At 71.5% G+C, this 21,116-nt stretch carries 20 protein-coding genes and 3 pseudogenes; 10 read left to right on the forward strand and 13 right to left on the reverse strand.

What is annotated here, in order from left to right; all coding sequences use genetic code 11:
- The 3 genes from AB0I73_RS35485 to AB0I73_RS35495 form a co-directional block, all read right to left on the reverse strand.
- The coding region (locus tag AB0I73_RS35485; protein ID WP_363044455.1) for an AAA family ATPase at positions 1 to 632 on the reverse strand (632 nt) is incomplete at its 3' end.
- Between the two features lie 14 nt (positions 633 to 646).
- On the reverse strand, positions 647 to 1,282 hold the full coding sequence (ruvA, locus tag AB0I73_RS35490; protein WP_363044457.1) for a Holliday junction branch migration protein RuvA: 636 nt from the start codon (positions 1,280 to 1,282) through the stop codon (positions 647 to 649).
- Complete coding sequence (locus AB0I73_RS35495; RefSeq protein ID WP_363044491.1) at positions 1,282 to 1,830, reverse strand: crossover junction endodeoxyribonuclease RuvC; 549 nt, start codon at positions 1,828 to 1,830, stop codon at positions 1,282 to 1,284. Before AB0I73_RS35495 ends, ruvA begins: the two co-directional genes overlap by 1 nt.
- Before the next feature lie 449 nt (positions 1,831 to 2,279).
- Here AB0I73_RS35495 and AB0I73_RS35500 point away from each other — a divergent pair, with 449 nt between their 5' ends.
- Positions 2,280 to 3,143, forward strand: coding sequence for a RecB family exonuclease (locus AB0I73_RS35500; RefSeq protein WP_363044459.1), 864 nt, complete (start codon positions 2,280 to 2,282; stop codon positions 3,141 to 3,143).
- Between the two features lie 183 nt (positions 3,144 to 3,326).
- Here the strand turns inward: AB0I73_RS35500 and AB0I73_RS35505 are convergent, their stop codons facing one another.
- On the reverse strand, positions 3,327 to 3,587 hold the full coding sequence (locus AB0I73_RS35505; protein ID WP_363044461.1) for a UBP-type zinc finger domain-containing protein: 261 nt from the start codon (positions 3,585 to 3,587) through the stop codon (positions 3,327 to 3,329).
- A gap of 60 nt (positions 3,588 to 3,647) precedes the next feature.
- On the opposite strand from AB0I73_RS35505, the gene AB0I73_RS35510 reads away from it, so the two are divergent.
- Both AB0I73_RS35510 and AB0I73_RS35515 read left to right on the forward strand, forming a co-directional pair.
- Positions 3,648 to 5,240 carry a Na+/H+ antiporter gene (locus tag AB0I73_RS35510; protein WP_363044463.1) on the forward strand — a complete coding sequence of 531 codons (1,593 nt, stop codon included), beginning with the start codon at positions 3,648 to 3,650 and terminating at the stop codon, positions 5,238 to 5,240.
- Between the two features lie 589 nt (positions 5,241 to 5,829).
- Positions 5,830 to 6,054: pseudogene (locus AB0I73_RS35515) on the forward strand (transposase); the annotation flags it as partial.
- 242 nt (positions 6,055 to 6,296) lie between these two features.
- Here the strand turns inward: AB0I73_RS35515 and AB0I73_RS35520 are convergent.
- Together AB0I73_RS35520 and AB0I73_RS35525 are read right to left on the reverse strand one after the other, a co-directional pair.
- A complete protein-coding gene (locus tag AB0I73_RS35520; protein WP_363044465.1) occupies positions 6,297 to 7,250 on the reverse strand; it encodes a hypothetical protein in 954 nt (317 codons plus the stop codon).
- An 813-nt stretch (positions 7,251 to 8,063) separates the two neighbouring features.
- Complete coding sequence (locus AB0I73_RS35525) at positions 8,064 to 9,065, reverse strand: GlxA family transcriptional regulator (protein ID WP_363044467.1); 1,002 nt, start codon at positions 9,063 to 9,065, stop codon at positions 8,064 to 8,066.
- A gap of 104 nt (positions 9,066 to 9,169) precedes the next feature.
- Here AB0I73_RS35525 and AB0I73_RS35530 point away from each other — a divergent pair, with 104 nt between their 5' ends.
- Both AB0I73_RS35530 and AB0I73_RS35535 read left to right on the forward strand, forming a co-directional pair.
- On the forward strand, positions 9,170 to 9,808 hold the full coding sequence (locus tag AB0I73_RS35530) for an HD domain-containing protein (protein ID WP_363044469.1): 639 nt from the start codon (positions 9,170 to 9,172) through the stop codon (positions 9,806 to 9,808).
- A gap of 139 nt (positions 9,809 to 9,947) precedes the next feature.
- The gene (locus AB0I73_RS35535; protein WP_363044471.1) at positions 9,948 to 11,252 is read left to right on the forward strand and encodes an amidase family protein; all 1,305 of its coding nucleotides are present in this window, start codon (positions 9,948 to 9,950) and stop codon (positions 11,250 to 11,252) included.
- Between the two features lie 371 nt (positions 11,253 to 11,623).
- Here AB0I73_RS35535 and AB0I73_RS35540 read toward each other — a convergent pair whose 3' ends face one another.
- Positions 11,624 to 12,037, reverse strand: coding sequence for a PPOX class F420-dependent oxidoreductase (locus AB0I73_RS35540; RefSeq protein WP_363044473.1), 414 nt, complete (start codon positions 12,035 to 12,037; stop codon positions 11,624 to 11,626).
- 632 nt (positions 12,038 to 12,669) lie between these two features.
- On the opposite strand from AB0I73_RS35540, the gene AB0I73_RS35545 reads away from it, so the two are divergent.
- The gene (locus AB0I73_RS35545) at positions 12,670 to 12,822 is read left to right on the forward strand and encodes a hypothetical protein (RefSeq protein WP_363044475.1); all 153 of its coding nucleotides are present in this window, start codon (positions 12,670 to 12,672) and stop codon (positions 12,820 to 12,822) included.
- 32 nt (positions 12,823 to 12,854) lie between these two features.
- Here the strand turns inward: AB0I73_RS35545 and AB0I73_RS35550 are convergent, their stop codons facing one another.
- Entirely contained in the window at positions 12,855 to 14,135 is a 1,281-nt protein-coding gene (locus AB0I73_RS35550; protein WP_363044477.1) for an MFS transporter, read from the reverse strand.
- The gene (locus AB0I73_RS35555; RefSeq protein ID WP_363044479.1) at positions 14,132 to 14,587 is read right to left on the reverse strand and encodes a universal stress protein; all 456 of its coding nucleotides are present in this window, start codon (positions 14,585 to 14,587) and stop codon (positions 14,132 to 14,134) included. Before AB0I73_RS35555 ends, AB0I73_RS35550 begins: the two co-directional genes overlap by 4 nt.
- 121 nt (positions 14,588 to 14,708) lie before the next feature.
- Here AB0I73_RS35555 and AB0I73_RS35560 point away from each other — a divergent pair.
- Both AB0I73_RS35560 and AB0I73_RS35565 read left to right on the forward strand, forming a co-directional pair.
- Positions 14,709 to 15,310 (forward strand): annotated as a pseudogene (locus AB0I73_RS35560) (IS6 family transposase); the annotation flags it as partial.
- Between the two features lie 59 nt (positions 15,311 to 15,369).
- A pseudogene (locus AB0I73_RS35565) lies at positions 15,370 to 15,486 on the forward strand (integrase); the annotation flags it as partial.
- Positions 15,487 to 15,937: 451 nt separating this feature from the next.
- Here the strand turns inward: AB0I73_RS35565 and AB0I73_RS35570 are convergent.
- The gene (locus AB0I73_RS35570) at positions 15,938 to 16,435 is read right to left on the reverse strand and encodes a peptidylprolyl isomerase (RefSeq protein WP_363044481.1); all 498 of its coding nucleotides are present in this window, start codon (positions 16,433 to 16,435) and stop codon (positions 15,938 to 15,940) included.
- Positions 16,436 to 16,972: 537 nt separating this feature from the next.
- Positions 16,973 to 17,185, reverse strand: coding sequence for a hypothetical protein (locus tag AB0I73_RS35575; protein WP_363044483.1), 213 nt, complete (start codon positions 17,183 to 17,185; stop codon positions 16,973 to 16,975).
- A gap of 414 nt (positions 17,186 to 17,599) precedes the next feature.
- Between AB0I73_RS35575 and AB0I73_RS35580 the strand changes: the two genes are divergently transcribed.
- Positions 17,600 to 17,806 carry a hypothetical protein gene (locus AB0I73_RS35580; RefSeq protein WP_363044485.1) on the forward strand — a complete coding sequence of 69 codons (207 nt, stop codon included), beginning with the start codon at positions 17,600 to 17,602 and terminating at the stop codon, positions 17,804 to 17,806.
- Positions 17,807 to 18,448: 642 nt separating this feature from the next.
- Here AB0I73_RS35580 and AB0I73_RS35585 read toward each other — a convergent pair.
- Together AB0I73_RS35585 and AB0I73_RS35590 are read right to left on the reverse strand one after the other, a co-directional pair.
- Entirely contained in the window at positions 18,449 to 19,738 is a 1,290-nt protein-coding gene (locus AB0I73_RS35585; RefSeq protein WP_363044493.1) for an RNA polymerase sigma factor, read from the reverse strand.
- 32 nt (positions 19,739 to 19,770) lie between these two features.
- Positions 19,771 to 20,121: a YciI family protein gene (locus AB0I73_RS35590; RefSeq protein WP_363044487.1), complete on the reverse strand. Its 351-nt coding sequence runs from the start codon at positions 20,119 to 20,121 to the stop codon at positions 19,771 to 19,773.
- A gap of 263 nt (positions 20,122 to 20,384) precedes the next feature.
- Between AB0I73_RS35590 and AB0I73_RS35595 the strand changes: the two genes are divergently transcribed.
- Positions 20,385 to 21,116, forward strand: a 732-nt coding sequence (locus AB0I73_RS35595) for an IS6 family transposase (RefSeq protein WP_363044489.1), incomplete at its 3' end; no start/stop codon positions are given.

Genomic DNA, 21,116 nt, shown 5'->3' on the forward strand with positions numbered 1-21,116 from the left:
TGGACGACCCGCTCCAGCTCGGGGGGCTCGTAGAACTCCATGTGCGCGGTGAAGCCGAAGCGGTCGCGCAGCGGGGGCGGCAGCAGGCCCGCCCGCACGGTGGCGCCGACCAGGGTGAACGGGGGCAGCTCGAGGGGGATGGCGGTCGCACCGGGGCCCTTGCCGACGATGACGTCGACGCGGAAGTCCTCCATCGCCATGTACAGCATCTCCTCGGCGGGCCGGGACATCCGGTGGATCTCGTCGAGGAACAGCACCTCGCCCTCCTGGAGGGAGGACAGGACCGCCGCCAGGTCGCCGGCGTGCTGGATGGCGGGCCCGGAGGTGATGCGGAGGGGGGCCCCCATCTCCGCCGCGATGATCATCGAGAGGGTGGTCTTGCCCAGGCCGGGGGCACCGGACAGCAGCACGTGGTCGGCGGTGGCGCCCCGCGCGCGGGCGGCGCGCAGCACCAGGTCGAGCTGCTCGCGGACCTTCTCCTGGCCGATGAACTCGTCCAGGTCCTTGGGCCGCAGGGCGGCCTCGACGGCCTGGTCCTCCCCGTCGGCGACAGATCCCGCCAGCCGCTCCGCGGCGACGGGGCTGACGAGCCGCCCGATGAGGGCGGCGGTTTCGGCTTCGTCCCGGGTCATGCGGTCCACTCCTCTCAGCGGGCGCGGTTCAGGGTGCGCAGGGCGGCGCGCAGCAGCTGCGACACCTTCGGGACGGCGCCGTCGGCGGCGGCGGCCTCGGCGGCGGGGGTGACGGCCGCGATCGCTCCCTCGGCCTCGTGCGCGGAGTACCCGAGGCCGACGAGCGCCGCGCGCAGTTGTTCGCTCCAGGGCGCGGGAGCGGCGGCGCCGGCCGGGTGGCCGGCCTCGGCCGTCTCGGCGGCTCCGGCCGGCTCGCCGAGCCGGCCGGCGAGCTCCAGGAACAGCTTCTGGGCGCCCTTCCTGCCGATGCCGGGCACGGCGGTGAGCGCCTTCTCGTCGCTCTGGGCGACCGCGCGCCGCAGCGCGTCCGGGGTGTGCACGGCGAGCATGGCCTGGGCCAGGCGCGGCCCGACGCCGCTGGCGGTCTGCAGCAGCTCGAAGACCTGCCGCTCGTCGTCGTCCGCGAAGCCGTAGAGGGTGAGCGAGTCCTCACGCACGACCAGGGAGACGGCGAGCCTGGCGTGCGCGCCGACGCGGAGCGCGGACAGCGTGTTGGGCGTGCACTGGACGGCCATGCCGACGCCGCCGACCTCGACGACCGCGGCGTCGGGGGCGAGCGCGGCGACCGTGCCGCTGACGAAGGCGATCATCAGATCGTGTCCTTCCGAAGTCCTGCGAGTGCCGGAACGGGGCGGGCGGCGTGTGCCCGCTGCGGGCGGTCCAGCGCCGGGGCGCGGCAGATGTGGCAGATGGCGAGAGCCAGGGCGTCGGCCGCCTCGACCGGCTCGGGCAGGGCGTCGAGCCGCAGCAGCCGGGTGACCACGGCGCCGACCTGGGCCTTGTCGGCGACTCCGCTGCCGGTGGCGGCGGCCGCCACCTCGCTGCGGGTGTGCCAGGTGACGGACAGGCCGCGCCGGGCCACGCACAGGATCGCGACCGCGCTCGCCTGCGCGGTGCCCCTCACGGCGCGCACGTCGTTCCGGCTGAACACCCGCTCCACGGCGACGGCTCCGGGCCGGTACTCGTCCAGCCACCGCTCGATGCCGTGCTCGATGAGGAGGAGGCGGTGGCCGAGGTCCGCGTCCGCCGGGGTGCGGAGGACGCCGGCCGCCGTCACCGTGAGCGGCCGTCCAGGGGTGCCGTCGACCACCCCGAGGCCACACCGGGTCAGTCCGGGGTCCACGCCGAGCACCCGCACGGCGTCCTCCCCGACGGGCGGAGTCTTCATGATCGAGCCAAGCCTGTGCCATTGGGTCGTGTTGGCGCTGGTCGGGCGGCGAGTCCGCCCTGCGGATGAGGGACGGACCCTCCGGGCGCATCGCGCGACGCAGACGGAGAGCCTGCGAAGCCCGAGGCGGACATGGGGAGATCTTCCGTGGGCTCCAACCGGATAAATGCTGATTTCCACACATGTCCGGCCAAGCCTGGACTTCATAGTATCTCGAACAGATGTACGAAAAAAGGTCGTGGCGGTCACAAGCCGCTGCAGTGGAGAGGCCACGGCCGCCAGGAGCCGTACGACCGTGCCTCGCCCGCCCCACCGCTGCACCGGGTGCGGCCGGTGCCCCGAACCCGCCGGACCCGCCGGACCGACCGCCTCGGAACCGCCCCGGTGGACTCGAGAAGGACCCGGCGTAGGGTCGGAATATGCCTCCGTCCGAGAGTTCCACCGCATCGGACGCGGCCTCGCCCCCGACCCCTCGCCCCGCCCCGAGGAGGCCGTCGTCGCTGTCGCCGTCGCGTGCGGACGACTTCATGACCTGCCCGCTGCGCTACCGGCTGCGGGTGATCGACAAGCTGCCGGAGCCACCGAGCGAGGCGGCGGCCCGGGGCGCCGTGGTGCACGCGGTGCTGGAGCGGCTCTTCGACGTGCCGGCCGGGCAGCGCACTCCGGACCGTGCCCGCGCGTTGCTGCGCCCGGAGTGGGAGCGTCTGCTGGGCAGGCGGCCCGAGCTGGCCGGTCTCTTCCCCGAGGAGGCGGACGGCGCGTCGCTGGCCGCCTGGCTGGCCGAGGCGGAACAGCTGCTCGACCGGTACTTCCGGATGGAGGACCCGAACCGGTTGGAGCCCGCCGGGCGCGAGCTGCACGTGGAGGCGGTGCTCGAGTCGGGTCTCAAGCTGCGCGGGATCATCGACCGGGTGGACGTAGCCCCGACCGGCGAGGTCCGCGTGGTGGACTACAAGACCGGCAGGGCGCCCCCGCCGGACTTCGAGTACCGGGCCATGTTCCAGATGAAGTTCTACGCCCTGGTGCTGTGGAGACGGCGCGGGGTGGTCCCGCGCCGCCTCCAACTGGTCTACCTGGGCAGCGGCGACGTGGTGACGTACGACCCGGACGAGGCGGACCTGCGGGCGGTGGAGCGGAAGCTGCGGGCGCTGTGGGCGGCGATCCAGCGGGCGGTGGCGACGGGCGAGTGGCAACCCAGCCCGAGCCGACTCTGTGACTGGTGCGGCTATCAGGCCTTCTGCCCCGCGTTCGGCGGCACCCCGCCGCCCTACCCCCTGGCCTGACGCCCGCGGGCCGTTCGGCGTCGGCGTCCGTATCGATGCGGTGCGGGATGTGGGGGCGCCGATCCGCGCGGTGCGCCTGACGGTGGCTCGCCCGGGCTCTGCCCCCGGCGTACCGTCGACGATCAACGGGGAGAGCGTGCGCCGGATCGACGTACCCGGGCGTCGGACGGTCGAACCGTCCGGTCACACGAGCACCTGGTCGACGAAGCACCAGCGCCAGTTCTCTCCGGGCTCATGGGTCCGCATCACGGGGTGGCCCGTTTCCCGGTGGTGCCCCGTCGCGTGCCGTCCCAGCGACGAGTCGCAGCAGCCGACGTGGCCGCAGCTGAGACACAGGCGCAACTGCACCGGATCCGTGCCGTCCCGCAGACACTCCGGACACGTCTCGGTGAGTGGAACGGGTTCCGGGAGCGGCAGCGCGTCGGCGTGCGTGCACTGTTTCATGATGGCCAGATTACGACTGTTGCACGGATCACAGCACGGAGATTCGGGGGTGGACACGACATGGACGTGATGTCGCTGCTGTTGCTGGTGGCGGGCAGTACCGCGGTCTCCGCCGCCGCCAGACGCACTCCGGTGCCGGCCCCGCTGCTGGTGGTCGCCGCCGGTCTCGCGGTCAGCTACGTGCCCGGCGTGCCCGTCTACACGCTCGCCCCGCACATCGTCCTTCCGCTCATCCTGCCCCCGCTGCTGTACACGGCTGCCATCGACAGTTCCTACCTCGGTCTGCGGGCGCAGCTGCGGCCGATCGCGCTGCTGTCGGTGGGGTACGTACTGTTCGCGACCTTCGTCGTCGGCTGGGCCCTGTACCTGCTCGTACCGGGACTGTCGCTCACCGCGGCTCTGGTGTTCGGTGCCGTGGTGGCCCCGCCGGACGCGGTCGCGGCGACGGCGGTGGCGCGCCGGGTCGGACTGCCGTCCCGGATCACCACGATCCTCCAGGGCGAGTCCCTGCTGAACGACGCCACCGCGATCACCGCGTTCCGGGTGGCCTTGGCGGCGGCCGTCGGCGAGGGCGCGACCTGGGCCGGGGGGATCGGCGAGTTCCTGCTCGCGGCGTTCGGCGGCCTCGTGTTCGGTCTGGTGCTGATGGTTCCGCTGCACTGGCTGCGCACCCATGTGAAGGAGGCACTCCTGCAGAACACGCTCTCCCTGCTGATCCCGTTCGTCGCCTACGCCACCGCCGAGCAGGTGCACGCCTCCGGGGTCATCGCGGTCGTGGTCGTCGCGCTCTGTCTGGGACACCGCGCGTGGGAGGTCGATTTCGCCACCCGGCTCCAGGAGGGGGCGGTGTGGAGGATGGTCGCGTTCGTCCTGGAGGCCGCGGTGTTCGCGCTCATCGGGCTGCAACTGCCGATCGTCCTCAGGGGGCTCGGGGAGTACGCGGGCGCCGAGGCCGTCTGGTACGCGCTGGCCGTCTTCGCTGTGGTCGTCGTCGCGCGGTTCGTGTGGGTGTACCCGGCCGCCCTGCTGCCACCGCTGCTGTCGGCCCGGATCCGGGAACGCGAAGGGAGCCCCGGCTGGAAGTCGCCGTTCGTCATCGCATGGGCCGGCATGCGCGGCGTGGTCTCGCTGGCCATCGCCTTCTCGATCCCGCTCAGCGCCGACGGCACCGACTTCCCGCAGCGCAACCTGCTGCTCTTCCTGACCTTCACCACGGTCATCGGCACGCTGGTGGTGCAGGGGCTGACGCTGCCCCCGCTGATCCGTCTGCTGAAGATCCCCGGACGCGACATCCAGGCCGAGACCCTCGCGGAGGCCAACGCTCAGGCGCAGGCCTCGCGGGTCGCCGAGCAGCGGCTGGACGAGCTCCTGTCCGACGAGCGCAACGCCCTTCCGGCCCCGCTCGCCGACCGTCTGCGCACCGTCCTGGAGCGCCGCCGCAACGCCGTCTGGGAACGTCTGGGCCAGGCCAACCCGGTCACCGGGGAGTCCGTGGACGACACCTACCGGCGGCTGTCGCGGGAGATGATCAGCGCGGAGCGTGACGTGTTCGTCAGACTCCGTGACGCCCGCTACCTCGACGACGAGATGCTGCGCACCCTGCTGCGGCGGCTGGACCTGGAGGAGGCGGCGGCGTATCGGGAGACGGCATAGAACGGCTTCTCGTGCTCACGGGAAGGGGCGGCCCTGTGACGACCCCCGTGACCACGCTCCCGTGCGGGAACGCGGTCTCCTCGGCCAGGGAGACGAACAGGACGCCGTCGACCTGGGCGGTCCAGGCGCACCTGGTCAAGCACGACGGGGAGTGCGGCCCCAAGCCTGAGCGGCTCGTCACCGTCCCGGCGACGTCGCCGTGCGACGGGCGGACGGCGTCCGCGGGCACCGGCGCTGTCCGGCCGGGGGGAACCGGTTTGGCAGACACGGTGGAAGCTCAGGATCGCCCCACGTCAGGCCGTGTCCCAAAGGGTTATCGCCCGACCACCGGCACGCTCCGGATGTCGCCCTACGCGACCTCCGCGGCCGAAAGGCTGATGCTGCCCCGTGGCGCCCGCATCGGCACGCGGTCGACCCGCCACAAGAAACCGACGCCGCGTCACCGAAGTCGGTGTCACGTCGGCATCAGTATCGCCAAAACCAGCTCGCGACCGCCGTGGACCGCCGGGAGCCCCGGCCGGCCGCAGCGATGGTCACCCGCGCCCCGCCCGAGGCCAGGCACCGCGAGAAGTGACGGCCGGCGCTGGGCATGCTCGACACACTGGCCGGCCTGGCAAAGCGGGGAATCGACTACGCGCCGGCCGTCCGCGCGGACGTGAGTGCCCACCCGTTCGACGCCCAGCCCGTGGCTCCGGACCGCACGGGCCCCGTCGGCTGCCGGCCCCAGCCCCGCTACCGCCGCCCCGCACCCTCGGTGGCAGCCCTTGCCGTCGACCTTGGACAGGGAGCGTTCACCTCCCTCACCTGGCGGCAGGGCTCACGCGGCGCGTTACGGTCCCGCTTCGCCGCCGTGCGTGTCCGCCCGGCCGGCCAGGCCGTCGAGCGTCCGATCCGGGCCGTCGCCTCGACCGAACAGGGCTGGTGGGACGGCATCCTGCCCGACTGCCGGCTGCTGGTCGAATGGCCCGAGGACGCCGAGGCTCCCACCGACTGCTGGCTGTCCAGCCTGCCGACCGACACCCCGACCACTGACCTGGTCTCCGCCGTCCGTTGGGCTCAGCCGACCAGGCGGGATCGGTCGGCTGTGGTGTGTGGTGGGCCGAGGTGTTCGAGCAGGAGCCCTTCCCGGGTGGACCACGGGCAGATCTCGACGTTCTCGGCCCCGCAGGCTTCCATGAGGGCCTGCGCGACCAGGGCCCCGGCCAGGGACTGTTCGGCGCGGTGCCGGGAGATGCCCGGCAGCTCGGCACGGCGGGACGGTTCCGCGTCGGCCAGCAGGGAGACCGCCGTGCGCAGTTGGGGTAGCGCCAGCCGCCGTCCGGCTCGCGGTGTCTTGCCCTGGGCGGCGGCGAGCCGGGCAAGCTGTTCGAAGGTCTTGGAGCAGGCCAGCACCCGCCCACCTGGTTCGGCCCGCGGCAGACCGGGCACGGCTTCCAGGGACCGATGAAGGTGTTGCCGGATCTCGGCCAGGCGGCGTCGGGACGGCGCGGTGCCGCCGGGAAGCCAGTCCCGGGTGATCCTGCGAGCACCCAGGGGCAGCGAGTGGACGGCGCGGGGCTGGGCTCCGGTGCCGGAGGCGATCTCCACGGTGCCGCCGCCGATGTCCAGGACCAGCAGCTGCCCGGCCGTCGGGCCTGCCCACTGACGGGCGGCCACATAGGCCAGCCGCGCCTCCTCAACGCCGCTCAGCACGCGCAGGCGGGTGCCGGTGGTGCGTGCCACACGCGCGATGATCTCGTCTCGGTTGGGCGCGTCCCGGATGACGGAGGTCGCGAACGCGAACACTTCCGGTCCGTGCGGACGCGGGTCGGCGGCGACGGCCTCGGCCACTGCCCGCTCGACGCTCTTCATGCCGACCTTGTCCAGCCGCCCCTTGCGGTCGAGGGTCTCGTGCAGTCTCAACCGCACCTTGCGGGAGAACACCGGCTCCAGCACCGTCCCCGGGCATCGGCGCACCACCGTCAGTAGAGCACTGTGGCACCCGACATCGAGCACACCGGCCTGCCGCATCCCATCGCCTCCCCTGGCCCCACACCCGACCGGACCGGCTCCTTCCCCGCTCTTTCGGCACCCCGGACGACGACGCGACGGGATTCCGGCCCATCGCATGAGCATACCGTCACCACTCGTACACCCTCCGCCCCGGCCCGCAGCGGTAGAGCCGTGGACGGTCTCATGTCGAATACGCACGGAGGTCCCAGATCCTCGAACCGTACGGTTTCGCCCGCGGCGCCCCTTTCTCGCGATGATCCTGTCAGCGCCGATTGGGCAGCACCGTCGCCCCGGACACTCCGGCGGGTTCAGCCTTGGCCTGCTGCTGAGCGGGCGTTTGATGGTGATGCGCGATGGGCGTTTCGACCCGCTCTGCCGTATTCGTCGGCACCAGGCACGGCCGAAACGCCTGGAAGTTCCGCATCGGTGAGAATCTTCCGCTCCATCACCAAACAGACGGAATCTAGCTCCGATAAGCCGATCAGGCGGGCGCACAGGTCGGCACCTGGAAGACCGTGAAGGCGCGCGTAGGGTGCGAATCAGCCCGAAGGCTGTTGGCCGCAGGAGCCGCTCAGCGCAACAGCACATCCCTGAACACCCTCTCATGCCTGGTTCATGACACTCCCTCGCGAGTTCGCATCCGATGCAATGGGCGGCGGACGGGACACCGGTACAGCCGTTGGCACTGAGAATGATCACGCGCGAGGGCTCGGCGCCGGTTTCCGTTCCGAGGTTCCTCGACCGGCACGGAGACGCATCCGTGCTCCCGAGTGGTGCGCGTGCGCTCGCAGCCGTCGCTCTCGTCGACGAGGACTGGCGGAGAACCGGTCTTCAAACCCTGCGGCGTTCCACCGTTTCCTTGATTTCGGGGATCGCGGTCCGGGCCGTGCCGGTGGTGGCGAAGCGTTGGCGGTAGGCGGTGGGGGTGACGCCGAGGTGGCGGACGAAGACGCGGCGGAGGGTCTCGTCGCTGCCGAGTCCGCTGTGCCGGGCCGCCGAGGTGACGCTGTGCCCGTCGAGGAGGAGTTGTTGGGCGCGGTCGAGACGGACCCGTTCGACCCAGCGGGCGGGGGTGGTGCCCAGTTCGGTGTGGAACAACCGGGTCAGGTGCCGGGGACTGACGGCCGCGGCGCGGGCCATGGACGGCAGGTCGTGATCAGCAGCCGGGTCGACCAGCACGGAATTGATCAGGGTGCGCAGGAGGTCATTGCGCGCGGGCGGAGTGGTGGCCGTGGTGAATTGTGACTGTCCGCCTGGCCGCTGCAGGAAGACGACCAGTTCGCGTGCGATGCGGCGGGCCGCCTCGGCTCCGTGGTCGTCCTCGACGAGCGCCAGTGTCAGGTCGATGCCCGCGCTGATACCGGCGGAGGTGACGAACCGTCCGTCCCGGACATGGATCGCATCCGGCTCGACGCGTACCCAGGGGTGACGGCGGGCGAGTGTGCCGGCGTGCCGCCAGTGGGTGGTCGCCCGGCGCCCGTCGAGCAGGCCGAGTTCGGCCAGGACGAAGGCGCCGGTGCACACCGAGGCGACCCGCGTTGCCCGTGCGGCCACGGTGCGGGTCGTCGCCAGCAGCTCCGCGTCCACCGGCTGCTCGGTCAGGCGGTCGCCTCCGGCCACGAGCGCCGTGTCGATCCGGCCGGCCTCGGCCGCCGTCACGGTGCCGCCCAGCGGCATCCCGGTCGAGGTCCTGATCTCTCCACCGCACGCGGAAATCAGGACCAGGTCGTAGGGGTGGCCGAGCCGGCTCGCCTGGTGCAGGACCTCCGCGGGGCCGCTGACGTCCAGCATGGTCACACCGTCGAACACCACGAAACCCACGCGATGCGTCATGTCTGGATCTGTGGTTTCTCTGTCAGAAAAGACATGGCGCCATGGTACGTGCCCGGCGACCCTGGAAGGGAGTCAGACCGCCGGGACAAGGGAGTGGAGAGATCATGAGCGAGACGGTCGCGGGTGTGCGGATCCCTGACAGCACTCTGGCGCGGGAGGCGACCGAACTGGTCCGTGAGGCAGCCTCACCGCTGCTGTTCGACCACTCCCGGCGCGTGTTCCTCTGGGGATCGCTGCGCGGGCGCGAACAGGGGCTCCAGTTCGATCCGGAGCTGCTGTACGTCGGAGCGATGTTCCACGACCTGGGGCTGACCGAGCGGTTCCGCCGCACCGACCAGCGCTTCGAGATCGACGGTGCCGACGAGGCACGGAGGTTCCTGCACGCCCACGGCATCACCGGCGAGGAGGCCGACCGGGTCTGGACGGCGATCGCCCTGCACACCACGCCGGAGATCCCGCTGCACATGGCCCCCGAGATCGCCCTGGTCACCCGGGGAGTGGAACTGGACGTACTGGGCATCGGCTACCACGCGGTCTCCGACGAACAGCGTGCAGCCGTGGTGGAGGCCCACCCCCGCCCGGACTTCAAGAACCACATCCTGGCCGCGTTCACCGAGGGCATCAAGGACCGCCCCGAGACGACATTCGGCAACGTCAAGGCCGACGTGCTCGCCCACTACGTGCCCGGATTCGTCCGCGGCGACTTCGTCGAGGTCATCAAGAACTCCGCCTGGTCCGAATAGCCCCGGCCCCTCGACCGACGAGGCCCGGCCAGCGCCGCAAGCGCGGCGACAGCGTCGTCGTCCAACCCGGCTTCAGCCAGTTCACCCTCCTGTACAAATGGTTGTACGCGCTTGCCTTCCGATCACGTCGAGGTCACCCATGCCTGCCCAGCAGCCGAGTTCTGCCGTTGCCGACGTGCCGCTCCTGATCCCCCCTCGGCACCACAGCGGTGAAACGACAAGCGCTTCCCGCGATGACGTCTCGGCTCCAGGGGAGATCGACCCATCGGTCTGGCGTGTTGTCGGTGATCCTCTGGTCGCGGCGCCCAAGGAGGGCGTGTTGTCCGGCTCCCGGGTCGCGGTGAAGGACCTCTTCGCTGTCGCCGGCCATGCGATCGGGGCGGGAAATCCGGCTTGGCTGCGCGAGGCGCCGATCGAGTCCGCCCATGCCGCGGCCGTCCAGGCCCTGTTGCAGGCAGGGGCGGACGTCACCGGTATCGCACGGACCGACGAGCTGGCCTACGGCCTGTCCGGGCTCAACGCGCACTACGGGATGCCGCCGAACCCCGCGGCGCCCGGGCGGGTCCCCGGAGGGTCCTCGAGCGGCTCGGCCAGCGCCGTCGCCCTGGGGCTGGCCGACATCGGTCTGGGCACCGACACGGCGGGCTCGGTGCGGGTGCCGACCTCCTACTGCGGGCTGTACAGCCTGCGGCCGTCACACGGTCTGGCCCCGGATACCGGCCAGATCGGTCTCGCACCCTCGTTCGACACCGTGAGCTGGATCACCCGAACACCGCAACTGCTCAGCCAGGTGTCCCACGTGCTCCTTCCGCGGCGACCCGCTCAGCCGATCAAACGGCTGCTCCTGGCCACGGACCTGTTCGACCTGATGGACCCGGCACTGCGTCCGCCGCTGCACGACGCAGCCCACGCGTGGGCGGACCGGCTGGCCGTCCCGCTGCAGCCGAGGAGCAGCACCTGCGCCGCACATCTCGAGGAGTGGGCGGAGGCGCTGGGCGTCCTCCAGGCCGTGGAGATGTGGCAGCTGCACGGCAGCTGGCTGCAGGCGCACCGCGAGGCCGTCTCGCCCCTCGTCGCAGACGCCATCGCTGCGGGCGAGGACATGCCGACCGAATACCTCGCATGGGCCCGGGACACCGTGAACCAAGCGCGGAGCGCGCTCGCCGAACTGATCCCGCCCGGGACCGCGCTCGTACAGCCGGCGGCTCCAACGGCGGCTCCCCCGCCCGGCCCGGCCGCCACCGGAATGGCGCTGCGTACCGCGACCGTGCAGCTGATCTGCGCTGCAAGCGTGGCGGGCCTGCCGGTCCTGACCCTGCCCGGAGTGCAGAGCCCGGCCGGCCCCGTCGGGCTCAGTCTCGTCGCGTCCGCCGGAAGCGATCGCGCCCTGACCGCCGCACTCGCCGATCACACCGTCGGCTCCGCGGCCCTGACACTGCCCTGACATCCCTGTCCGCCTCCCTGCCGGACGCGTGCGGTGCTGCCCCGATGACCGCATCGGCAGGCAAGGCTGCCCTTGCCGAAAACGCCGTCCATTGAGGCCATGCGGCACGTCGGTACTCGTGGAGAATGCCGCCGAGACGATCGCGGCGGCGGATGTCGCGGCGGGCGATCTGCTCCGGGTCGCGGTTCGGGACCGGCAACGGGTGCAGCGTCCGGGCATGCGCGATGCCCGGACGCGACCGATGGGAATGGCAGAATTGTTCGAACGCGCGCACGGCGCGCAGCAGCAGCTGCCGCTTCCTGCCCGGCCACGCGCGGCGGGCCGTAGGTCGGGGTTGCGCCCGGCAGGGCGAGCGTCACCGACGAGGCACGTCACCAACCGGGCGGCCGCACTGTGCCCATCACACGGGTCACGGTGATCTCGATGACCACGCGCTCGGGGTTGGGACGGGGCGGTCGGTAGCGCTCGGCATAGCGCCGTTCGGCCTCGGCGACGGACTCCGGATCGTCCTTGACCAGCGCGGTGCCTTCGAGGGTGCACCAGCGGCGCCCCTCGACCTGGCTGACCGCGACCGTCGTGCCGGGTCCGGCTGCCCGTATGTTGCGGACCTTCTTGCTGCCGACGCTGCTGATGATGCGCGCGACGCCGGCCTCGGGATCGAAGGTGACCCCCACGGGGACGAGATGCGGACTGCCGTCCGGGCGGTTGGTGGCCAGGAAGCAGATCCGTCGTTCCTGCCAGAAACGGTCCTCCTCCGTCCCGGACGGAGGTACGTCGGTTGTCATGGTGGTCCTTCATCGAGCCAGTAGCGCGCCAATTCTCCCCCAGCCCTGCAGCCTCCGAGCACCGAGTCTCTCCGGTCAGGCGAGAGGGGAGGGCCAAGAGGGCAGAAAAGGTACGGCAACCTTCCACAACCACGGCGGCCACCGAGTGATCGAGATCGTGTCCTGTCCGTGTACAGCGGCATCGCCCCCGAGCTGCGGGCCCCGCTGACTCGGCACAGTCGCATGATGTCCGGTTCGTGATCATGCGAGTCCGGGGAGAGCGATCGGGCGTCGTGTGCCGCGGACGTGGTGCACGGCCCCCGCTGGGCAATGTCCACCGCCGCGGCACCGGCCTCGGTCTGACGGTACTGGCGCCGCGTCCAGCGGAGTGCTGTCCAGCATCACGATCTCACCGGGGCGCGGCACCACCGGCGGCGTGAAGGGGGTGGTCGGCCGTGAGGAGTGCCGGCGCCGCTGCGCCGCCGTTCCCAGCAAGCCCCGACCGTCTGCGGGCGCGTGCACCAGCCGGTTGAACGTCGTCACCGGTGGTTCCTTCACCGCCCCCCTCATTACCTTCTTGTACCTTCTTGGTGGCCCCGCAATGGGGCGCCCGGCCTTCGGAGTCGGCATGACTTTCTCCCCCTGTCGAACGTATGGCCCGGGGGTGGTGTCACCGGGCCCGGCAGCAACTACCCCCTGACACCGGGGAACGGCCCGACGTCGCAGTGCACGACCTCGACGCCCGCCGGGTGCTGCGGACCCGGACCCTCGGCGGCCTGATCGGCGAGTACCGCTGCACCGCTTGACCGGTGACGACGACTTCTCGAGCGGCACAGGATCAGGTGCGGTCGGTCTGGGTGAGGGCCGGCGGGGGATCTGGCGCGGCCCGGGTTTCCAGAAAGCGATGCCGTGGGGGGATACGGGGCAGGGCGAGCAGGCCGAGGACGACCGCGGCCAGGCAGGCCGCGGCGCCGAGGCCCAGCCCGGCACGGGGGCCCAGGTGCTCGGCGACGGCGCCGACGATGGGCCCGCCGACGGGCGTACTACCGAGGAAGGTGACCGACCACAGCGCCATCACCCGGCCTCGGAAGGACGGGTCGGCGACCAGTTGGAGGGTGGCGTTCCCGGTCGCCAGGAACACGGTGCCTCCCACGCCGACGCAGGCCAGGGCCACCAGTTCGACGGGCAGCCAGGAAGTGACCGCCGCCGCGGTCAGCGCGGCGGCGAAGGAGGCGGCGGCTCCGATCAGGGGGACGGCCCCGGCCCGTCCGTAGGCGGCCACGGCCAGGCCGCCGGCCACGGCGCCAAGGCCCATGGCGGAGGCCATGAATCCGTAGGTGCGTGCGTCGCCGTGCGCCCCGGTACGGGCAAGCAACGGGATGACCACCTGGAATTCGTAGGCGAGTGTGCCGATCAGAGCCATCATGGCCAGCGGCGCCCACAGTCCCGCGATGCCGCGCACGTAGCGCAGGCCGGCGACCAGCTGTCCGGGTGCCTTCTGCAGCGCCGGGCTCGGCTGGAGCCGGTCGGTGCGCATGAGGCGCAGGGCAAGCAGTACCGCGGCGAAGCTGGCGGCGTTGGCCAGGAAGCACACACCCACCCCGACGGAGGCGATCAGGACACCGGCGAGTGCCGGGCCGATGGCCCGGGCGGCGTTGGTCATCACGCTGTTGAGGCTGACGGCGTTGCGCAGCAGGTGCGGCCCGACCACCTCGGGCACGAACGTCTGCCGGGTGGGGTTGTCGACCGCGTTGACGGTGCCCAGCGCGACGGCCAGGAGCACGACCATCCACAGCCGCACGAGGTGAGTGGCGGTCAGCAGGCCCAGCAGCAGGGCCAGGAACGCGAGGGCGGCCTGGGTGGTCAGCAGCAGACGGCGCTTGTCGGCGCGGTCGGCGATCAGTCCGCCGTACGGGCCGAGAAGCAGCACCGGCAGGAACTGCGCGGCGACCACCAGCCCGAGCGCCGTGCCCGAGCCGGTCAGCTGGAGCACCAGCCAGGACTGGGCCACGGCCTGCATCCAGGTGCCGACCAGACTGACGGCCTGCCCGGCGAAGTACAGCCGGAAGTTCGGCACCCGCAGCGCAGCGAACGTCCCCCTCCCGCCGCGCCGGCTCATTTCGATGTCGCGTCGGCGAGGCCGCGGATGACGACCACCGGGCACGCGGCGTGCTGGACGAGGTGCCGGCTGACCGAGCCCAGCAGCGCCTCGGTGAATCCGCCGTGCCCCCGGCCCCCCGCGACCAGCGGCTCCCTCCTGCGAGTGGCGTCCGACAACGCCTCTGCCGGGTGCCCGTGCACACCCCGGGGCCGGTTCTCGACCGGCCGGTCGGCGCCGAGGGCTTCGTCGATCGACTGAGTGAGGACCCTTGCCGCGTTGCCCGCGAAGTCGAACCCTGCGACCACGGGGCCCGCTCCGTACCACTGCGGATACCGCCGGGCGGTCACCGCCTGGACCACACCGCCCGTCAGAGCGGCCTGCCGCGCCGCCCACCGCAGGGCGACCCTCGACGGCTCGGAGCCATCGACGCCCACCACGATCTGCGGGGCCGGTTCCGGTTCGATGTCCATCGCATGCCTCCTCACCGATGCTGCGATCAGCCACCGCCACCATCATCCCCGCCCATGGCGTGCGGGGGTGCTGTCACGTCGGCTGACCGGATGGGTTGATCATGGCGGAGGGGGACCGCCCGTGGACAGCGCGTCGCCTTCGTCCCGGGGACACCGGTACCCGGCCGAGGTCATCGCGCACTGCGTGTGGTGGTCCTTCCGCTTCCCGCTGTCGTTCCGCGAGGCCGGGGAGCCGATGCTCGAGCGTGGCGTGCTCGTCTTCCACGAGACGGTCCGCCGCCGGTACGCCACGATCAGGCAGACCTGCGCCGCCGGCGGCACCGGCCCGGGGACGCGTGGCACCTGGACGAAATCTTCATCGAGATCAACGGCGAGCCGAAGTACCGGTGGCGGGCCGTCGACGCCGACGGCACCGTGCTCGACCTCCTGGCCCAGGGCCGAAGGGACACCGCTGCGGCCCTGCGGTCCTTCCGCAGGCTGCTCAAGAGAACCTGCTCGGTGCCGCGGGTGATCGTCACGGACAAGCTGCCTTCCTACGGCGCAGCCCCGCGAGGTCATCCCCCGGTCGAGCACCGCTGCCACCGGGGCCTGAACAACCGGGCCGAGAACAGCCACCGGCCGACGAGGCAGCACGAACGCGCCATGAAGGGCTTTCGCTCCGTCGGCGGAGCGCAGCGGTTCCTGTCCGCATCCAGCGGCATCTCACCGCACTTCAAGCCCCGCCCCCACCGCATCCTGACGCGCCATCAGCCAGATACATCATGGGTGACTTGACAACGCCGCGCTGGCGCAACAGCAACGCCCGCCACTTCGATCTGCTCGCCGCCCAACGCTGCGAACGCGCCCGCGCCCGCAGCGAGAAGGGCATCCGCTGGGGCGGACGCCCCCTCGCAGCCTGACCAACCCGGCGCTCTGCGGCCACTTGCCTTCGCCGTAACCGCTCAACTGTCCGGGCCTACTGCCGCGCGGTCTGCCTGCTGCGACTCCACCGCCCTCCCCGGCACCAAGACGGCAAGGGTGCTGCGTGCTTCACGCCGCAGCGTGCGGCGCCGAGCAAAGGTCGCAGTCAGAGCGAGGATCGAGACCGTGCCCCCGTAGAACACAGCAGCAATCGTGGAGAGGAGCCCGATCGTCATCGGGCACGCACCCTTCTTCCCCCCGCTCGGCCCGCCGGGCTCACAGCCCGGGGGGGGCGTTGATGCGTTTCCTCCCCACCATACGTGCGCCGTCAACTCCCTCTGTGTCCACACTCATCACAGTCCGGGAGGCGCCTGCGGCTACGGCCGCGTGCCGATTCCCGCCGAGGGGCGTGTCGGGCGAACGCCCCTCGGCGGCGTCGGCGGCGAATCGTCAGAGCTGGCCGGACTCGGCGATAGTGATCTTCGCGGAGGTACGGCCGTTGGAGGAGCCAAGGGCCTCGATCTTCTTGACGAGGTCCATGCTCTCGGTGTCGGCGACCTCGCCGAACACCACGTGCTTGCCGTCCAGCCAGTCCGTCACGATGGTCGTGATGAAGAACTGCGAGCCGTTGCTGTTCGGGCCCGCGTTGGCCATGGACAGCAGACCCGGCCGGTCGTGCTTGAGGGTGAAGTTCTCGTCGGCGAACTTCTCGCCGTAGATGCTCTTGCCGCCGGTGCCGTTGCCCCGGGTGAAGTCGCCGCCCTGGAGCATGAAGTCGGGGATGACACGGTGGAACGACGAGCCCGCGTAGCCGAAGCCCTTCTCGCCGGTCGCGAGGGCGCGGAAGTTCTCCGCCGTCTTGGGAACCACGTCGTCGAACAGGGTGAAGACGATCCGCCCGGCGGGCTCGTCGTTGATGGTGATATCGAAGTAAACCTTGGTCGTCATGCCCCCATCCTGACATTCGCCGGGTACCGCTCGCCTACTGCCCTGCCGTCTCCTGGGCCCGTCGGCGCTCTGTCGCTGTTCTTGTGATGCAGGACAGATGCGGTTGCCCCGCAGACTGAGAGGTGTGGCGGTGGGCTCGACAGGAGCAACTGTCGATAATTGTGGATCAGCGCGTTCCTTGATCGCCCTTTAGGGCGGTTTCTTCCAGTTGTCGGCACAGGCGGCCTCACTTCGGCGACGAGGCGGGGGGCTTTGTCGCGGGCAACGACGATGAAGTGGGCGTTCTCGTCCCAGCACTCATCGGCGGAGTCGACGGAGCGGGGTTTCTGGACAAGGGTTGCCGCCACGATCTCGCGATGGTCGAACCCAGGCCACCGTTCGTCGAGGCCGGTGTCGGGCACAGCACTCGCGGCAACGAGGCTCATGGCATCGGCGTCGTCGAGGCTACGGACGAACCACGGGCCCGGGGCCGGGGCTTCCACGAGTTCGTCAGGCTCGTCGAGTTCCTCATCGGTGGGGGGGGATCCGGTGCGGTCATCAGACTGCGACCTCCTCCGGCTCCACGAGCTGACCACGTCCGAAGCGGGCTCCGGCGCGGACCGGTGGAACGAGGTGAGCGCCGGTGATCGCCCGCCACCGGGTCTGGGCGGACTCGACCAGCTCGAACACCATGGCGAGGGACGCGGTTCCGGTGGGCCGGATCGTCCACCAAGTGAGCCGGGACGACCGTGCGCAGCGTGGTATTCGCACCGAGGTCCGCGTCCGCCGGTGATACCGCGGGCTTGGAGACGCTCCTCCCGGCGCCTTCCGCCACGGGCTGGAGGACCGTGGCCTGCCCTGCGCGGTGGGGGCGTCTCCTCCCGTCGCACCGCCCATCCGACCGAGGCCCGGCCCCTTCAACCTGCCTGCGCGGGCGCCGTCCGACCGCCGAAAGTGCAGTGTCCCGGTGCGCCGCAGAGCGTGAAGGCCCCGGTCCTCGCGGCCGATGTCCTGGCGAGAGGGATCCCGGCCGGGCAGAGGGGTCAGCGGCTTCAAGCGTATGTACTCCCGGTTCGTCGCCCCCGGGGTCCGCCTCGCCGGACGCAGCGTCCGCCGAGCGCCGACGGTCCGGGGTCACCCGGACGCCGGCTGCTGGCCCAGCAGTCGGCCGACGAGAGCGAGCCGGTGCAGTTCTGGCTGTCCGGCCTGCCCTCCGGGAAGCCCCCGGCGACGCTGGTGCGGTCGGCCAGGCTCCCCCGGCGCATCGAGCACGACCACCGCGAGATGGAACAGGCCCCCGAACTGGCCCACTTCGAGGGCCGCACCTGGACCGGCACCTGCCCCACCTGCCCCACCTGCCACCGCGACATACCCACAACCCCAGGAGCCTGACCAGCCCTACTGGAACGGAAGTCCTCGGCCCGGGGCACAACGGAAGCGGACCGGGGCGGCTGCGGGGTGGCTTTCCACTCCCCGCGGCTCAGGGTGGCCGTGCCGTCGGGGGCGACGCTGTCCCGGGCGCCGTGGACGGGGAGGGCGCCTTTCCGGTTGAGGCGGTTGCGGATGCGGTCCAGGTCCGACCACAGCCGCCAGGGACCGCTCTGGTGCACGACTGGCGGCTCGAGAAGACCGGTCGCCGTGGAGTAGCCGTACCGTGTAAGTGTCGCCGTCCTGCTTCTTGCGGTACTCGATGCCGGAAAGCCGCAGCTCGAGCATCGACATCACGTCCGACGGGTACGGCAGCGGGTACCGGCTGGTGGAGGTCTCCCCTCCCTTGTCCTGTACGGCTTTCCTCCAGACCTTTCCTCCAGACGTCGTCCGCGAGGCGGACGTAGTCGTCGCCGTGCCGGGGGCGCATGAGCCCGGCGCGGTCCCACTCGATGCGGTCCGCGGCACCGCCGTCGACGGGAGGATCAGGTCGGTGCTGGCGATCGTCGTGACGAGGCGGCTGCCGGTGCGCAGAGCTTTCAGCCAGGAGGCGGGGACGGGCCGCACGGACACCGTGGAGACGATGACGACCGGGGTGTTCCGCCGTCAGGTGCCGGCTCCGTCGTCCGGTCCGGACGACAGGACCGTCTTCAGCCTGCGCCTGAGGTGGTCCCGTTCGGGTTCGGTGCCGGCCAGGTCGAGTGCTTCCCGGTAGGCCGTGGCGGCCTCGGGCAGCCGGCCGAGCTGGTGCAGCAGGTCCGCCCGGGCGGCCGGGTAGGGGTGGTAGCGGCGCAGTGGCGGCTCGTCGGCCAGCTCGTCGAGCAGGGCCAGGCCCGCCTGCGGTCCGTCACGCATCGCCACCGCCACCGCCCGGTTCAGGGCGACGACGGGGGACAAGGTGAGCTGGAACAGCACGTCGTAGAGCGCTGCGATCTGTGGCCAGTCGGTGGTCGCGAGGTCGGCGGCCTCGTCGTGGAGGGCGGCGATGGCGGCCTGCACCCCGTACGGGCCGGGCGGTCCGCCGGCCAACGCGGAGACCACCAGGTCGTTTCCTTCCTCGATCATCGTGTGGTCCCAGCGGCCGCGGTCCTGATCGTCGAGCAGCACGAGTTCGCCGTTCGAACCGGTCCGGGCCTCGCGTCGCGCGTGGATCAGCAGCATGAGCCCGAGCAGGCCGACGACTTCCCGCTCGGCGGGCATCAGGTGGCGCAGGATCCGCGCCAGCCGGATGGCCTCCTGCGCGAGGTCGAGTCGCTGCAACTGCGGGCCCGAGCTGGCCGCGTACCCCTCGGTGAAGATCGAGTAGATGACCTGCAGGACCCCGGGCAGGCGCTCCGGCAGCTCGTCGGCGCTGGGTACGCGAAACGGGATACGGGCCTCGCGGATCTTCTTCTTCGCCCGGACGATCCGTTGGGCCATCGTCGCGGTGGGAACGAGAAAGGCCCGTGCCACCTCGGGCGTCGTGAGCCCGGCCAGGCAGCGCAAAGTCAGCGCCGTGCGGTCCTCGGCCGCGAGGGCGGGGTGGGCACAGGTGAAGAACATCTGCAGCCGGTCGTCGGGCAGGCCGCTGCCGGCGTCCGCGGGCGGGGCGGAATCGGCCCGGCCCGCCTCCACCTGCAGGACGGCGAGACGGGCGGCGTATGCCTGATCCCGCCGCAAGCGGTCGACGGCCTTGCGCCGCGCCGTGGTCAACAACCAGGCCCCGGGCATGGCCGGAACGCCCCCGGCCGGCCAGTGCACCAGAGCCGCCTCCACGGCCTCGGAGGCAACCTCCTCGGCCAGGTCGAGATCGCCGAAGCGGCGGACGAGGGAGGCCAGCAGCCGACCGTGCTCCTCACGGAACGCCGACTCCACCGATGCCTGGACCGGCGACGGGTGGGGCGACCCGATGGGCATGTCGGTCTCGGTCACTCCCTCGCCCTCCCCCGTCAGGCCCCGAACTCGGCGATCGGACGGATCACGACCGACCCGCTGCCACGCGCGCCGGGACAGCGGGCGGCCCAGTCGAGTGCGATGTCCAGGTCCGGTACGTCGATGACGTAGAAGCCGCCGAGGACCTCGCGGGTCTCTGCGAACGGCCCGTCGGTGACGGTCCGCCTGCCGTCCCGGCCGACCCGTACCGTGGTGGAAGTGACCAGGTCGGCCAGCGACTCCCCGGAAACCCAGATCCCCGCGTCCTTCACTTCCTTGTCGTAGACCATCCAGTCCTCGACGCTGCACTCGGCGGCCGCGCCCTTCTCGTCGATCGCGGCGGCATTGATCAGCAGCATGTACTTCACGGTCCGACTCCTGTCAGGTCCTGTTGTTTCCTCGCACGGCGGGTCGCCGTACATCATGACGACGAACGGGACGCGGTCAGATCGACACCTCCCCGAAGATTTGTCGATCGGGCGTGTCCGGGCGCCCGCTGGACGCGCCGGGCTTCAGCACCCAACGGTCCTTCCTGCTACGCCCGCTCCCTGCCGAGCTCGCGCAGTGGCGCTGTCACATCGGCTGACCGGGTGGGATGATCTTCGAGTTGATCACGTTGGAGGAGGCGTCCGTGGGGGACGCGTCGCCGGCGTGCAGAGGGCGTCGGTACCCGGTGGAGGCCCTCTCCCGCTGCGTGTGGCCGTGCTTCCGCTTCCCACTGTCATTCCGGGAGGTGGAGGAGCTGGTGCTCGGGCGCGATGCCGTCGTCCCCTGCGAGACCGTCCGCCGCTGGTGCGCCACGTTCGGGCAGGCCGACGCGAACGGACTGCGCCGCCGACCCCGGTCCGGGTCCGGGGACAAGTGGTACCCGGACGAGGCGTTCATCAAGATCGACGGAGAGCGGCAGCACCTGTGGCGGGCCGTCGACCGGGACGGCACCGTCCTGGACGTCCTCGTGCAGAGCCGCCGGGACACAGCCGCCGCCCGGTGCTTCTTCCGCCGCCCGATGAAGAAGACGCGCGCCGTGCCCCGGGTGGTCGGCACCGCCGAGCTCCGCTCCTGCCGTGCCGCCCACCGCGAGGTCGTGCCCTTCGTCGAGCACCGGCAGTCGAAGTACCTCAACAACCGGTCGGAGAACAGCCGCCAGCCCACCCGCCGGCGCGAACGCGCGGTGGAAGGCTTCCGCGTGAGACGGCTCGGTAAGGGCGGGTCCGGTGCCCAGCGGGCGGCGGCGGTCGGTCATCGCCCGATCGGACGCCTCCGCAGTGGTGGCTGGCGTTGGTGGGCCAGCGGCGCCCGGGGGTCGGCCCTACCGTGGTGGCATGGTGGTGATCAATGGTGGGCGGCGGAAGGTGGGCGCCCG

The sequence above is a fragment of the Streptomyces sp. NPDC050388 genome (assembly GCF_040655635.1).
Lineage (GTDB): Bacteria > Actinomycetota > Actinomycetes > Streptomycetales > Streptomycetaceae > Streptomyces.